This is a genomic window from Micromonospora sp. NPDC050686 (assembly GCF_040654475.1).
In the GTDB taxonomy this organism is placed as follows: domain Bacteria; phylum Actinomycetota; class Actinomycetes; order Mycobacteriales; family Micromonosporaceae; genus Micromonospora.
In genome coordinates this window covers 86,585-100,303 of the sequence record NZ_JBFAID010000006.1, presented here as the reverse complement: position 1 = coordinate 100,303, position 13,719 = coordinate 86,585, and the positions used below count along the sequence as shown (strand labels likewise).

Annotated in this window: 13 protein-coding genes; 8 read left to right on the top strand and 5 right to left on the bottom strand. The window is 74.3% G+C overall.

The genetic code is table 11. The features are described 5' to 3' along the window. Nucleotides 1-5 precede the first annotated feature (5 nt). Nucleotides 6-371 carry a DUF742 domain-containing protein gene (locus AB0H57_RS07975; protein ID WP_357503890.1) on the top strand — a complete coding sequence of 122 codons (366 nt, stop codon included), beginning with the start codon at nt 6-8 and terminating at the stop codon, nt 369-371. Beyond that, nucleotides 352-975: an ATP/GTP-binding protein gene (locus tag AB0H57_RS07970; RefSeq protein WP_357503888.1), complete on the top strand. Its 624-nt coding sequence runs from the start codon at nt 352-354 to the stop codon at nt 973-975. Before AB0H57_RS07975 ends, AB0H57_RS07970 begins: the two co-directional genes overlap by 20 nt. Before the next feature lie 79 nt (nt 976-1,054). On the opposite strand, the gene AB0H57_RS07965 is transcribed toward AB0H57_RS07970, so the two are convergent. The 5 genes from AB0H57_RS07965 to AB0H57_RS07945 all read right to left on the bottom strand — a co-directional run bounded on the left by AB0H57_RS07965 (nt 1,055) and on the right by AB0H57_RS07945 (nt 8,733). Further along, nucleotides 1,055-2,143, bottom strand: coding sequence for a uroporphyrinogen-III synthase (locus AB0H57_RS07965; protein ID WP_357503886.1), 1,089 nt, complete (start codon nt 2,141-2,143; stop codon nt 1,055-1,057). After that, nucleotides 2,143-2,481: a nitrite reductase small subunit NirD gene (gene nirD, locus AB0H57_RS07960; protein ID WP_357503884.1), complete on the bottom strand. Its 339-nt coding sequence runs from the start codon at nt 2,479-2,481 to the stop codon at nt 2,143-2,145. Before nirD ends, AB0H57_RS07965 begins: the two co-directional genes overlap by 1 nt. Beyond that, nucleotides 2,478-5,003 (bottom strand): nitrite reductase large subunit NirB, encoded by a 2,526-nt coding sequence (nirB, locus tag AB0H57_RS07955; protein WP_357503882.1) that lies wholly within the window; start codon nt 5,001-5,003, stop codon nt 2,478-2,480. The genes nirD and nirB overlap by 4 nt, the downstream gene beginning before the upstream one ends. 84 nt (nt 5,004-5,087) lie before the next feature. Continuing rightward, nucleotides 5,088-6,515: an FAD-dependent oxidoreductase gene (locus AB0H57_RS07950; RefSeq protein ID WP_357503880.1), complete on the bottom strand. Its 1,428-nt coding sequence runs from the start codon at nt 6,513-6,515 to the stop codon at nt 5,088-5,090. 61 nt (nt 6,516-6,576) lie between these two features. Further along, nucleotides 6,577-8,733 carry a molybdopterin oxidoreductase family protein gene (locus AB0H57_RS07945; protein ID WP_357503878.1) on the bottom strand — a complete coding sequence of 719 codons (2,157 nt, stop codon included), beginning with the start codon at nt 8,731-8,733 and terminating at the stop codon, nt 6,577-6,579. A 215-nt stretch (nt 8,734-8,948) separates the two neighbouring features. Here AB0H57_RS07945 and AB0H57_RS07940 point away from each other — a divergent pair, with 215 nt between their 5' ends. The 6 genes from AB0H57_RS07940 (at nt 8,949) to glmM (ending at nt 13,645) form a co-directional block, all read left to right on the top strand. Beyond that, nucleotides 8,949-9,206: a DUF6364 family protein gene (locus tag AB0H57_RS07940; RefSeq protein ID WP_357503876.1), complete on the top strand. Its 258-nt coding sequence runs from the start codon at nt 8,949-8,951 to the stop codon at nt 9,204-9,206. Further along, the gene (locus AB0H57_RS07935) at nt 9,196-9,489 is read left to right on the top strand and encodes a type II toxin-antitoxin system PemK/MazF family toxin (RefSeq protein WP_222956355.1); all 294 of its coding nucleotides are present in this window, start codon (nt 9,196-9,198) and stop codon (nt 9,487-9,489) included. The genes AB0H57_RS07940 and AB0H57_RS07935 overlap by 11 nt, the downstream gene beginning before the upstream one ends. Before the next feature lie 189 nt (nt 9,490-9,678). Continuing rightward, on the top strand, nt 9,679-11,043 hold the full coding sequence (locus tag AB0H57_RS07930) for a nitrate/nitrite transporter (RefSeq protein ID WP_357503874.1): 1,365 nt from the start codon (nt 9,679-9,681) through the stop codon (nt 11,041-11,043). 206 nt (nt 11,044-11,249) lie between these two features. After that, on the top strand, nt 11,250-11,693 hold the full coding sequence (rplM, locus tag AB0H57_RS07925; protein WP_357503872.1) for a 50S ribosomal protein L13: 444 nt from the start codon (nt 11,250-11,252) through the stop codon (nt 11,691-11,693). Nucleotides 11,694-11,713: 20 nt separating this feature from the next. Beyond that, a complete protein-coding gene (gene rpsI, locus AB0H57_RS07920; protein ID WP_169595863.1) occupies nt 11,714-12,178 on the top strand; it encodes a 30S ribosomal protein S9 in 465 nt (154 codons plus the stop codon). Nucleotides 12,179-12,289: 111 nt separating this feature from the next. Next, the gene (gene glmM / locus AB0H57_RS07915; protein ID WP_357503870.1) at nt 12,290-13,645 is read left to right on the top strand and encodes a phosphoglucosamine mutase; all 1,356 of its coding nucleotides are present in this window, start codon (nt 12,290-12,292) and stop codon (nt 13,643-13,645) included. Nucleotides 13,646-13,719: the final 74 nt, after the last annotated feature.

The following is a 13,719-nucleotide window of genomic DNA, read 5'->3' as shown; positions in this document are numbered from 1 at the left end:
GCGAGATGGATCAGCGGCGTGACGACCCGCGTGGCGCGCTGGTGCGGCCGTACGCGGTCACCCGCGGCCGGACCGAGGCGCGCATGGACGTGGCGATCGAGGCGGTGCTGAGCGCCAGCCCCACCGCGGTCGTCGAGTCGCGGTTCGCCGGGCACGACAAGCACCGCATCGCCACGGTCTGCGAGGGCCGGGCCCAGTCGTTGGCGGAGATCGCCGCGTACACCCGGATGCCGCTGGGGGTGGCCCGGGTGCTGGTCGCCGACATGGTGACCGATGGCCTGCTGACGTTACACACTGCCGCTCCCGCCGAGGGCTTCGAGGGGCGGATGGAAATCCTTGAAAGGGTGCTAAGTGGACTTCGCAGGCTATGACCCAGCCGGGGCGGGTCGGAACCGGGGAATCGTCTCCGCGAAGATCGTCATCGCGGGCGGCTTCGGCGTGGGCAAGACCACCCTGGTCGGCGCGATCTCCGAGATCACCCCGCTGACCACCGAGGCCCTGATGACCTCCGCCGGCATCGGGGTCGACGACCCGTCGAAGGTGCCGGGCAAGGAGACCACCACGGTCGCCATGGACTTCGGCCGGATCACCATGGCGCAGGACCTGATCCTCTACCTCTTCGGCACGCCGGGGCAGACCCGCTTCTGGTTCATGTGGGACGAGATCATCCGGGGTGCGGTCGGCGCGGCCGTGCTGGTCGACACCCGCCGGATCGCCGACGCGTTCGCCGCGCTGGACTACTTCGAGAACCGCAACCTGCCGTACGTGGTGGCGCTCAACCACTTCGACGGCTCACCGCAGTACGAGATGGAGGAAGTGCGCGAGTCGTTGGCGATCGCGAGCGACGTGCCGCTGGTGCTCGTCGACGCCCGACGGCGCGAGTCGGTGAAGCAGGTGCTGGTGACGGTGGTCGAGCACGCCATGCTGCGGTTGCAGGCCGAGCACGGCCGGGGCTACCCCGCTCCGGTCGGCTGAGCCGGCCGTCGCCGGGCATGGTCGGGGTGTCAAGCGGGGGCCCCGCCGCTACCGAATGCGTTAACCGGGGCCCGTGCGTTCAATCCAGCCGGAGGCGGTAGCCGCGCTTCACCACGGTCTGCACCACCCGGGGGGCCTTCAGGCCGGCCCGGAGCCGGGCGACGGCCATCTCCACCGCGTGCTCGTCCGCGCCGCGCGGCAGCGTACGCAGCAGCGCGGCGCGGGACAGCACCCGGCCGGGGGAGCGGGCGAGCGCCCGGAGCACCGCCATCGGGGCGGGGGCGAGCGGGCGTAGCTCGCCGTCGACCACGGCGGCGTGCCCGCGCAGGGTCACCAGGTGGCCGCCGGCCTGCACGGTCACCGTGCGGCGGGGCAGCTCGTCGACGATGGTGCGGACCAGCGCCCCGATCCGGGCCCGGCTCGGGGCGCTCACCGGCACCCCCCGCCGGACCAGGGGTTCGGCGGTGACCGAGCCGACGCAGCCGGCCAGCACGTCTCCGCGCAGCGCCTCCAGCACCGTCTCGGTACGGTCGCCGGCCGCCCGCAGCAGGGCCTCCGCCGCCGGCGCCGAGGTGAAGGTGACCGCGTCGACCAGCCGGCCGGCGACCAGGTCGACGAGGCGGTGCAGGGGGGCGGGGTCGGCCGGGGGCGCCCACCGGTAGACGGGCACCTCGATCACCGTCGCGCCCGCCGCCACCAGCGCCTCGGTGCACTCCGGCTGCCGCTCACCGTGCAACTGGAGCGCGATCACCTGCCCGGCCACGCCCCGCCGGACCAGGTGCTCGATCACCTCGTCGCAGCTCTCCGAGGCCGGGGACCAGTGCTCCCGCAGGCCGGCGGCCCGGACCGCGCCGGTCGCCTTCGGGCCGCGCGCCACCACGTACGCGCGGGACAGGACGGTGTGCAGCGGCTCGACCAGCCCCCAGCCCTCCGCCGCCTCCAGCCAGCCGCGCATGCCGATGCCGGTGTTGGCCATCAGCACGTCCGGCGGCCGGCCCAGGCAGGCCCGGGTGGCCTCCCGCAGGTCGGTGTCGTCGGCCAGCGGCACGATCCGCAGGGCCGGGGCGAGCACGACCCGGGCGCCGCGCCGCTCCAGCAGCGCGGCCAGCTCGTCCCGCCGCCGGTCGGCGGTCACGCCGACGGTGAAACCGGCCAGTTCCTCCCGCATCACTGCTCCTGTCGCAACCGCACCTCGACCAGACCCTCCCGGCACCGGATCCCGTGCCGGCGCAGCGCGACGCCGGCCAACTCCAGGCAGCGTCCGGTCCGCAGGTCGTAGACCTGCTTGTGCAGCGGGGACGCCACGGTCGGCAGGCCGCCGCGACTGCCCACGATGCCCCGGGACATCACGTACGCCCCGCCGACGGGATCGAGGTTGTCGATTGCGTACAGCTCGCCGCCGGTGCGGAAGAGGGCCACCTGCACCCCGTCGACCAGTGCGGCCACCCCGCGGTCGGGGTCCAGCCGGTCGAGCGGGCAGACCGGCGTCCAGTCGAGCGTCCTCACCGCCGTACCTCCGGAAGTCCGAGCGTGACCGGCTGCCGGCGATGGTCGGCGCCGGACCCGGCCGCGCGGGCCGGCACCGGCTGTCCGCGTTCCACCGTGAAGGTGATGGACGGGTCCGGCACGTCGGGGGCGTTGACGAAGGAGGTGAACCGGCGCAGCCGCTCCGGGTCCGCCAGCACGTCCCGCCACTCGTCGGAGTACGACGCCACGTGCCGCGCCATGGCGGCGTCGAGGTCGGCGCAGAGGTCGAGCGAGTCGTCCACGATCACCGACCGGAGATGGTCGAGACCGCCGTCCATCGCGTCGATCCAGGCGGCGGTGCGCTGCAACCGGTCGGCGGTGCGGATGTAATACATCAAGAATCTGTCGATCAGCTGGATCAGTGCCGCGGTGGACAGATCGGTGGCGAACAGGTCGGCGTGCCGGGGGCGGAAGCCGCCGTTGCCGCCGACGTAGAGGTTCCAGCCGGTCTCGGTGGCGATGATGCCGAAGTCCTTGCCGCGCGCCTCGGCGCACTCCCGGGCGCAGCCGGAGACCGCCGACTTGAGCTTGTGCGGGGCGCGCAGGCCGCGGTAGCGCAGCTCCAGCGCGACGGCCAGCCCGACCGAGTCCTGCACCCCGTACCGGCACCAGGTCTCGCCGACGCAGGACTTCACCGTGCGCAGCGCCTTGCCGTAGGCGTGGCCGGACTCGAAGCCGGCGTCGACCAGCCGGCGCCAGATCTGCGGGAGCTGCTCGACCCGGGCACCCAACAGGTCGATCCGCTGCCCGCCGGTGATCTTGGTGTAGAGCCGGAAGTCCCGGGCCACCTCGCCGATCACGATCAGCTTCTCCGGGGTGATCTCCCCGCCGGGGATCCGCGGCACCACCGAGTAGCTGCCGTCGCGTTGCAGGTTGGCCAGGAAGTGGTCGTTGGTGTCCTGCAGGGACGCCTGCTCGCCGTCGAGGATGTGCCCGGTGCCGAGCGAGGCGAGGATCGAGGCCGCCACCGGCTTGCAGATGTCGCAGCCACGCCCCCGCCCGTGCTCGGCGATGAGCTGGGAGAAGGTCCGGATGCCGCGGACCCGGACGAGGTCGAACAGCTCCTGCCGGCTGGTGTCGAAGTGCTCGCAGAGCGCGGTCGACTGCCGCACCCCGGCCGCGTCGAGGAGCTGCTTCAGCATCGGCACGCAGGAGCCGCAGCTCGAGCCGGCCCGGGTGCACGCCTTCACCGCCGGCACGTCGGCCGCCCCGCCGGCGATCGCCGCGTCGATCTGTTCCCGGGTCACCGCGTTGCAGGAGCAGACCTGGGCGGCGGCCGGCAGCGCGCCCGCCCCGGAGCCCGCGCCGCCGGTCGGCGCCAGCAGCGCCAGCGGGGGAGCGGGCAGCGGCCCGCCGACGCTCGCCCGCAGCGTCGGGTAGGCGCTCGCGTCGCCGACCAGCACGCCGCCGAGCAGCGTCCGCGCGTCGTCGGAGAGGACCAGCTTCGCGTACGCCCGGGTGGCCGGGTCGGTGAAGGTGACGTCGAGGCAGCCGGGGGTGGTGCCGTGCGCGTCGCCGAACGAGGCCACGTCCACGCCGAGCAGCTTGAGCTTGGTGGCGGTGTCCGCGCCGGGGAAGGTGGCCGCCCCGCCGAGCAGCCGGTCGGCGACCACCTCGGCGGTCACGTACCCGGGGGCGACCAGGCCGTGGCAGGTGCCGTCCACCGCCGCGCACTCGCCGACCGCCCAGATCCGCTCGTCCGCGCTCCGGCAGGCCGCGTCGACCAGCACCCCGCCGCGCGGGCCGAGCGGCAGCCCGGCCACCCGGGCCAACTCGTCCCGGGGCCGGATGCCGGCGGCCACCACCACCAGCTCCGCGTCGACCCAACGGCCGTCGGCGAGCTCCAGCGCGGCGACCGCGCCGTCCGGGCCCGGGCGCAGCGCGCTGGTGGCCACCCCGAGGTACGGGGTGACGCCCAACTCCTCGACATAGCGGCGGAGCATCGCCCCGCCCGCGTCGTCCACCTGCGCCGGCATCAGCCGGGGCGCGAACTCGACCACGCTGGTGTCCAGGCCCAGCAGCCGCAGCGCGTTCGCCGCCTCCAGCCCGAGCAGGCCGCCGCCGATCACCGCCCCGGTCCGCCGGCCCCGGGCGTGCTCTCGGATCGCTGCGAGGTCGTCCAGGGTCCGGTAGACGAAGACCCCCGGCAGGTCGGTGCCGGCGACGGGCGGCACGAACGGGTACGACCCGGTGGCCAGCACCAGCGCGTCGTACGGGTACTCGCCGCCCGCCGTGGTCACCAGCCGCCGGGCCCGGTCGATGCCGAGGGCCGGCTCGCCCAGGCGTAGCTCCACTCCGTCGTCGGGGGTGTGCAGGTTCAGTTCCTCGGCGCTCACCCCGTCGAGGAAGGCCGAGAGCCGCACCCGGTCGTACGCCGGCCGCCGCTCCTCGGCGAGCACCGTCACCCGCCAGCGCCCGTCCCGGTCCCGGGTCCGCAGCGCCTCGACGAACCGTTCGCCGACCATCCCGTTGCCGACGACCACCACCTTCGGACCGGCCATCGTGTCACCTCCTCGCGCTTCGTCGCTGGTCATCACGGCACCGCCACGGAGCTGGTCATCACGGCACCGCCACGGTGTTGGTCATCACGGCACCGCCACGGAGTCCGCCGCGGCCAGCCAGCCCACCACGCCGGCGAGCGCGTCCCGGCAGCCGCCGCAGCCGGTGCCGGCCCGGGTCGCGGCGACCACCTCGTCGACCGTCCGGGCGCCACCGCGCCAGCAGCCCACCAGCGCTCCCTTGCTGACGTCGTTGCACTGGCACACCGTGGCCCCGTCCGGCATCAGCGCCGGCGAGGTCGCCGCCGCGGCCGGCGCCGTGCCGGAGGCCCGGCCGAGCAGCAGCGACCGCCGGTCCACCGGCACCGGCCCGCCCCGGTCGAAGAGCTGCACCACGGTGCCCACCGCCGGGTTGTCGCCGAGCAGGATCGCGGCGGTCAGCCGGTCACCGTCGATCCGCAGCCGGGCGTACGTGCCGCGGGTCGCGTCGCTGAACACCAGTTCCTCGCCGGGGCCGACGCCGGGGTCGCCCATCGCGGCGAGGTCGATGCCGGCCGCCTTGAGCCGGGTCACCGGCGGTCGGGGCCGGTACCGGGCCGTCGGCTCCTCGCCGCTGAGCAGCCGCGCCACCACCCGGGCCTGCGCCCAGGCCGGGGCGACCAGGCCGGTCGGCGTGCCGTCGTGCTGCGCGCAGTCGCCGATCGCCGAGACGTCCGGGTCGCTGGTGCGCAGCCGGTCGTCCACCACGATCCCGCGCTGCGCGGCCAGGCCGGCGGCGGTGCCCAGCGCGGTGTCCGGGCGTACCCCGCAGGAGAGGACCAACAGGTCGGCGGCGAGCGTACGGCCGTCGGCCAGACCGAGGCGGACCTGATCGGTGTCGGCGGCCACCCGGGTCGCCGGCACCCCGAGCACGGTGCTGACGCCCAGCCCGGCGAGGGTGCCCGCGAGCACCGCCCCGGCCGCGGCGTCGAGCTGCCGCTCCATCAGCCACGGCGTGGGGTGCACCACGGCCACGTCCAGTCCCCGGGCGGCGAGCCCGCGCGCCGCCTCCAGCCCGAGCAGGCCGCCACCGAGCACCAGGGCGCGGCGGGCCCGCCGGGCGGTGGCGAGGATCCGGCGACAGTCGGCGAGGGTGCGGAAGGTGGCCACCCGGTCGGGCAGGTCGGCCGAATCGAGGCCGGGCAACGGGGGCACCACGGCCCGGCTGCCGGTGGCGAGCACCAGATGGTCGTACGGGATCCGGTCGCCGTCGGCGGTGCGTACCTGCCGGGCCGCCCGGTCGATCGCCACGGCGGTCACCCCGGTGCGCAGGTCGACACCCTGGCCGGAGACCTCGGCCAGTTCCACGTCCGGCTCGTCGATCTTCCCGGCCAGCAGGGTGGAGAGCAGGATCCGGTTGTACGCCCGGTGCGGCTCCGCCCCGAGCACGGTGACCTTCCGGTCCCCGCCCCGGGCGTGCAGTTCGGCGGCGAGCCGGGACCCGGCCATCCCGTGACCGACGATCACGACCCGCATGGCCGTCCCCCGTTTCCCTCGGGCCGGCCCGGTGGCCCGGCGAGCCTGCTGGTCCGGCCGCTCATGCCTTCTCCACCCGGACCGCGCAGATCTTGAACTCGGGCATCCCGGAGACCGGGTCCACCGCGTCGTTCGTGACCGAGTTCGCCCGCGCCGGGCCCGGCCAGTGGAACGGCGTGAACACGGTGTCCGGCCGGATCGCCGGGCTGATCCGGGCCGGCGCGCGCAGCTCGCCGCGGCGGGAGACCACCCGCAGCTCGTCGCCCTCGGCCGCGCCGAGCCGGGTGGCCAGGTCCGGGTGGAGTTCGACGAAGCCGCCGGGCGCGGCCCGGCACAACGCGGTGACCCGCCGGGTCTGCGTGCCGGACTGGTACTGCGCGAGAACCCGCCCGGTGGTCAGGTGCAGCGGGTACTCGGCGCAGATCGGCTCGGCGGCCGGCCGGTGGCGTACCGGCTGGAACCGGGCCCGGCCGTCCGGGGTGGGGAACGACTCCGCGAACAGCCGCGGGGTGTCCGGCCCGTCGGGCTCCGGGCAGGGCCAGAAGACGCCCTCGTCGCGGGTGATCCGGTCCCAGGTCACGCCGGCGTAGTCGGCCGGTCCGCCGGCCGAGGCGCGGCGCAGTTCCGCGAACACCGTCCGCGGGTCGGTCGGGAAGCCGTCGGCCTGCCGCGCGCCGTCCGGCGGCGAAAGCGGACCGCCGCCGGCGGGGACCCCGGCCCGCAGGCGGGCGGCGAGGGCGGCGAGCACCTCCAGATCGGTACGGACCCCGGGCGGGGGCGGGCGCAGCGCGCGGCGGCGCAGCACCCGGCCCTCCAGGTTGGTCATCGTGCCGTCCTCCTCCGCCCACTGGGCCACGGGCAGCACCACGTCGGCCAGCGCGGCCGTCTCGGAGAGCAGGAAATCCGCGACGACCAGCAGATCGAGCCCGCGCAGGCGGCCTTCGACCCGGGCCGCGCGGGGCGCGGAGACCACCGGGTTGGAGCCGAAGACGAGCAGCGCCCGGGCGCCGCCCGGCGTGCCGAGGGAGTCCAGCAGCTGGTACGCCGGTACGCCCGGCCCGGGCAGTTGGTCGGGCTCGACGCCCCAGACGCCCGCGACGTGTGCCCGGGCCGCCGGGTCGTCGATCCGGCGGTAACCGGGCAACTGGTCGGCCTTCTGCCCGTGCTCCCGCCCGCCCTGCCCGTTGCCCTGCCCAGTCAGGCAGCCGTACCCGGAGCCGGGGCGGCCGGGCAGGCCCAGGGCGAGAGCCAGGTTGACGAACGCGCTGACCGTGTCCACGCCCTTGCTGTGCTGTTCCGCCCCGCGTGCGGTGAGGATGATCGCCCGGTCCACGGTGGCCAGCGCGCGGGCGGTCGCCTCCAGGTCGGCCACCGGCACCCCGCAGAGCCGTTCCACCTCGGCCGGCCAGTATCCGGCCACGGTCCGGCGGACCTCGTCGAAGCCGGTGGTGCGGGCGGCGACGTACGGCCGGTCGACCCAGCCCTCGGTGAGCGCGACGTGCAGCAGCGCGTTGGCCACCGCGAGGTCGGTGCCGGGCAGCGGTTGCAGGTGCAGGTCGGCCTGGCGGGCGGTGGCGGTGGCCCGGGGGTCGACCACGATCAACCGGCCGCCCCGGCTGTGCAGGTCGGTCAGGTGGCGCATCAGCGGCGGCATGGTCTCCGCCGGGTTGGCGCCGACCAGGAGCACGGTCTGCGCGTGGCCGAGGTCGGCCACCGGGAAGGGCAGCCCTCGGTCGATCCCGAAGGCGCGGATGCCGGCGGCCGCGGCCGACGACATGCACCACCGGCCGTTGTAGTCGATGTGCCGGGTGCCCAGCGCCACCCGGGCGAACTTGCCGAGCGCGTACGCCTTCTCGTTGGTCAGCCCGCCGCCGCCGAAGACCGCGACCGCGTCCCGGCCGTGTTCGCCCTGCACGGCGCGGATCCCGGCGGCGACCCGGTCGAGCGCCTCGTCCCAGCTCGCCGGGCGCAGCTCTCCGGTCGGGTCCCGCAGCAGCGGTGCGGTCAGCCGGTCCCGATGGTCCAGCAGCTCGCCGGCGGTCCACCCCTTCTGGCACAGCCCGCCGCGGTTGGTCGGGAACTGCCGGGGGAGCACCTGGACCCCGTCGTCGCCGTCGCGCAGGAGCATCGCGCACTGGAGCGCGCAGTACGGGCAGTGCGTCTCCGCCTGGCGGGGGACGGCACCCGGTAGCGTCGCGGAGCGTGCACGGTCGGTCATGTCCGAGAAGCGTGCCGACGGGCGGTTTCCGCGCCGGGTCCCTTGTGTTTCGGCCCTGTCAAGACCGCCTCACACCGCACCTGGGCGGGCGACCGGTCGGCAGGGTCGCCGGTGCGCCCCTGGTCGGCCCGGCTCCGGCGGCGGCGCCTGTCCGGTTTGTCGCCGGGGCAACGCGAGGATGACTGGCGGTCATACCAGTGGGTAGTCTCGTCGGCATGACCGCGAAGGTGACGCTGTCGTTCTCCGACGAGACGATCGAGGAGGCGCGCCGGTTCGCCCGGCGGGAAGGGCTGTCCCTCTCCGCCTGGATGGACCAGGCCGCCCGGGAGAAGGCGCTGCGCGAGGTCTTCGCCGCGCACGCTGCCGCGGTCGGCCGCGCCGGCCTCGACCTGGAGTCCGCCGCCCTCGCCGACGCCGACGAGGTGGGCATGGTCGACGACGTCCTCTTCGGCGGGCGCCCGCGTGCTGCGTAGGGGCGAGGTCTGGCGCATCGAGGGCGCCCGGGAACGCCTCGGCCTGGTGATCAGCTCTGACGTCTACAACTCCACCGAGGTGCCGATCGTGATCGTGGCCGAGGTGGTCGAGGAGACCCTGCTGCGCGACTCGCCGCTGGCCGTCCGGATGGGCGGGTACGTGGTGATGCCCGACCGGCTCTCCTCGCCGATGAAGAAGTGGTTCACCGAGTGCGTGGACGTCGCGGACACCGAGACCATGCAGCGGGTCGGCCGGGCGTTGCGCATCCTCCAGGAGCTCTGACCCGGCCCGTCTGCTCACCACCGGGCCGGCCGGTCGGTGCGGGGCCCGTTGCCTCCCCGAATTCCCGGCCGAACCTCGCGGTAATTCCGGCTTCCTACGGTGCTGCCGGGCGCCCGCCCCTCCCCGGTCCGCCGGCGGATCGGGCGACCGCCCCTGGACGCCGCCGCCGGGCCGTGAGGAGAACCGCTGATGACCACCCTTGTCGAACCCGCGGAGAGCGGTGAGGTCGACCTGCGACGCCGGCCCGGCCGGTGGATCGGCCACTGGGCGCCGGAGGACCCGGCGTTCTGGCAGGCCGTGGGCCGGCGGACCGCCCGCCGGAATCTGATCTTCTCGATCTTCGCCGAGCACGTCGGCTTCTCGGTCTGGCTGCTGTGGAGCATCGTCGTCGTCCGGCTCGACGACGTCGGCTGGCAGCTCACCACCAGCCAGGCGCTGTGGCTGACCGCGCTGCCCAGCGGGGTCGGCGCGCTGCTGCGGCTGCCGTACACCTTCGCGGTGCCGGTCTTCGGTGGGCGGAACTGGACGATCGCCTCCGCGCTGCTGCTGGTCGTGCCCTGTGCCGGCCTGGCCTGGGCGGTCAGCCACCCGGAGTTCGGCTACCTGCCGCTGATGCTGATCGCCGCCACCGCCGGCCTCGGCGGCGGCAACTTCGCCTCCAGCATGGCGAACATCTCGTTCTTCTATCCGGAGCGGGAGAAGGGCTGGGCGCTGGGGCTGAACGCGGCCGGCGGCAACATCGGCGTCGCCGTGGTGCAGTTCCTGGTGCCCCAGGTGATCGTGCTGGGCGGCGGGCTCGCCCTGGCCCGGGCCGGGCTGATGTACGTCCCGCTGGCGGTGGCCGCGGCCGCCTGCGCCTACCTGTTCATGGACAACCTGGCGGAGGCGAAGGCGGACGTCGGGCCGGTCTGGTCAGCGCTGCGGCACCGGGACACGTGGTTGATGTCCCTGCTGTACGTCGGCACGTTCGGCTCGTTCATCGGCTACTCGGCGGCCTTCCCGACCCTGCTCACGTCGAGCTTCGGCCGCCCCGACATCGCGCTGGGCTGGGCGTTCCTCGGCGCCGGTGTCGGCTCGGTGTGCCGCCCGCTCGGCGGCCGGCTGTCCGACGCCGTCGGCGGCGCGCGGGTGACGGTGGGCAGCTTCGCGCTGATGGCCGCCGGGGCGTACGCGGCGCTCTGGTCCGTCGAACACCGGCACCTGGGCGTCTTCTTCGCCGCGTTCATGGCCCTGTTCGTCGCCACCGGGATCGGCAACGGCTCGACCTACCGGATGATCTCGAAGATCTTCCTGGTCAAGGGGGAGGATCTCGGCGGCTCCCCGGAGACGATGCTGGCGATGCGACGGCAGGCGGCGGGGGCGCTCGGGGTCATCTCCGCGGTCGGCGCGTTCGGCGGGTTCCTCGTCCCTATCTGCTACGCCTGGGCGAAATCGACCTACGGCGGCATCCAGCCGGCGCTCCGGTTCTACCTCGGGTTCTTCGTCCTGCTGCTGGTCGTCACCTGGGCCGCCTACGTCCGGCCGGGGTCGCGGATGGCCCGGGCCCGGGTGTGACCCGTACCGCTGTCCGGGCCGAGGGGACGCCGGGTGACCCCGTTTTGACCTGCAGACCGGGCGGCGGGTATCGTTGCCTGCTGTTGTACGACATCCAGAGGCGTGCCGCATCAGGTACGCTTGGTCGTTCGTGCGCGCTGGTTCGACCTGGAGAACGGGTCACCTCGGCGCGCGACCCCAGACCGACGACGAGACAAGGTAGACCTGTGCGTACGTACAGCCCGAAGCCGGGTGAGATCGAGCGTCAGTGGCACGTCATCGACGCCTCTGATGTCGTGCTGGGCCGCCTGGCCACCCACGCCGCCACGCTGCTGCGCGGCAAGCACAAGCCGACTTTCGCGCCGCACGTCGACACGGGCGACTTCGTCGTCGTCGTGAACGCGGGCAAGGTCGCGCTGACCGGCAACAAGCGGCAGCAGAAGATCGCCTACCGCCACTCCGGCTACCCGGGTGGTCTGAAGCAGGTCGGCTACGAAGAGCTGCTGGCCAAGCGTCCCGAGCGGGCCATCGAGCTGGCCGTGAAGGGGATGCTCCCGCACAACAAGCTCGGCCGTCAGCTGATCAAGAAGCTGAAGGTCTACGCCGGCGCCGAGCACCCGCACGTCGCGCAGCAGCCGGTGCCGTTCGAGATCAAGCAGATCGCGCAGTGAGCGCGGGCGAAGGAAGCAGCATGACCGACATCACCGTCACCGAGGTCGCCCCCGAGGCCACCGAGGCGCCGGCGCCCGTCGCCCGCGCGCCCCGTGGCGACCGCCCGATCCAGACCGTGGGTCGGCGCAAGGAGGCCATCGTCCGGGTCCGCATCGTGCCCGGCACCGGCAAGATCACCTGCAACGGCCGCGACCTCGAGGCGTACTTCCCGAGCAAGGTGCACCAGCAGCTGATCAAGGACCCGCTGGTGACCGCCGAGAAGCCCGAAGCCTTCGACGTCATCGCCAACCTCCGCGGCGGCGGCACCACCGGCCAGGCCGGCGCGCTGCGCCTCGCCATCGCCCGGGCGCTGATCGTCAGCGAGCCGGACGACCGCCCGGCCCTGAAGAAGGCCGGCTTCCTCACCCGGGACGCCCGGGTCAAGGAGAGCAAGAAGTACGGCCTCAAGAAGGCCCGTAAGGCTCCTCAGTACTCGAAGCGCTGATCAACAGCTGCACGTTGTACTTCTGACGGACGGCCGGGTTCGCCTCCCCGCACGGGAGGTGGCCCGGCCGTCCGCCTTTCCCCTGGAACAGCTCATCGGAGGTTGGCGGGTATGGGCCGGTTGTTCGGCACGGACGGCGTACGCGGGCGGGCGAACGCGGATCTCACCCCGGAGTTGGCGCTCGCGGTGGCGGTCGCCGCCGCGCACACCCTGGCCGAGACGGACAAGAGCCATCCCCCGCTGGCCGTGGTCGGCCGGGACACCCGGGCCAGCGGCGAGATGCTGGAGGCGGCCGTGGTCGCCGGGCTGACCAGCGCCGGCGCGAACGTCGTCCGGGTCGGCGTGCTGCCCACCCCGGCGGTGGCCTTCCTCACCGCCGAGACCAAGGCCGACCTGGGGGTGATGCTCTCCGCGTCGCACAACCCGATGCCCGACAACGGGATCAAGCTCTTCGCCGCCGGCGGGCACAAGCTGCCCGACGAGCTGGAGATGAAGATCGAGGCGGCCGTCGAGGCGAACGCCACCACCGCCTGGGAGCGGCCGATCGGGGCCGGCGTGGGCCGGGTGCACGACCTGCTCGACGGCGCCGACCACTACGTGCAGCACCTGGTCGGGACCGTGCCGCACCGGCTGGACGGGATCAAGGTCGTGGTCGACTGCGCCAACGGCGCCGCCGCGGACGTCGCCCCGGTGGCGTACCGGGAGGCGGGCGCCGAGGTGATCGCGATCCACGCGGAGCCCGACGGCCTGAACATCAACGACGACTGCGGCTCCAACCACATCGACGCGCTGCGCCAGGCCGTGGTCGAGCACGGCGCGCACCTGGGCATCGCGCACGACGGCGACGCCGACCGCTGCGTCGCGGTGACCGCCGACGGCGACGAGGTCGACGGCGACCAGGTGATGGCGATCCTCGCCCTGGCCATGCGGGAGGCCGGCACGCTGACCGGGGACACCCTGGTCGCCACGGTGATGAGCAACCTCGGCCTGCGGCTGGCCATGTCGCGCGAGGGCATCCGGCTGGTGGAGACCAAGGTCGGCGACCGGTACGTGCTGGAGGAGCTGCGCGCCTCCGGGCTGGCCCTCGGCGGCGAGCAGAGCGGCCACATCGTCCTGCCCGCGCACGCCACCACCGGCGACGGCGTACTGACCGGGCTGCACGTGATGGCCCGGATGGCCGCCACCGGCCGGTCCCTGGCCGACCTGGCCGGGGTGCTCACCAAGCTGCCCCAGGTGCTGATCAACGTGCCGGTCGGCGACCGTACCGTCGGCGCGTCGGCACCGGCGGTGCATGCCGAGGTGGAGCGGGCCGAGGCCGAGCTGGGCGAGACCGGCCGGGTGCTGCTGCGCCCGTCGGGCACCGAGCCGCTGGTCCGGGTGATGGTCGAGGCGGCCACCGAGGCCATCGCCCGGGAGGTCGCCGAGCGGATCGCCGAGCAGGTGCGTACCGCCAGCCCGGCCGGCTGACGCTGCGCACCGGACGGTCGCCGTCGGCGGTCCGGCGCGGCGCGTCAGCGCTCACCGGACCGCCGATCCGAGCC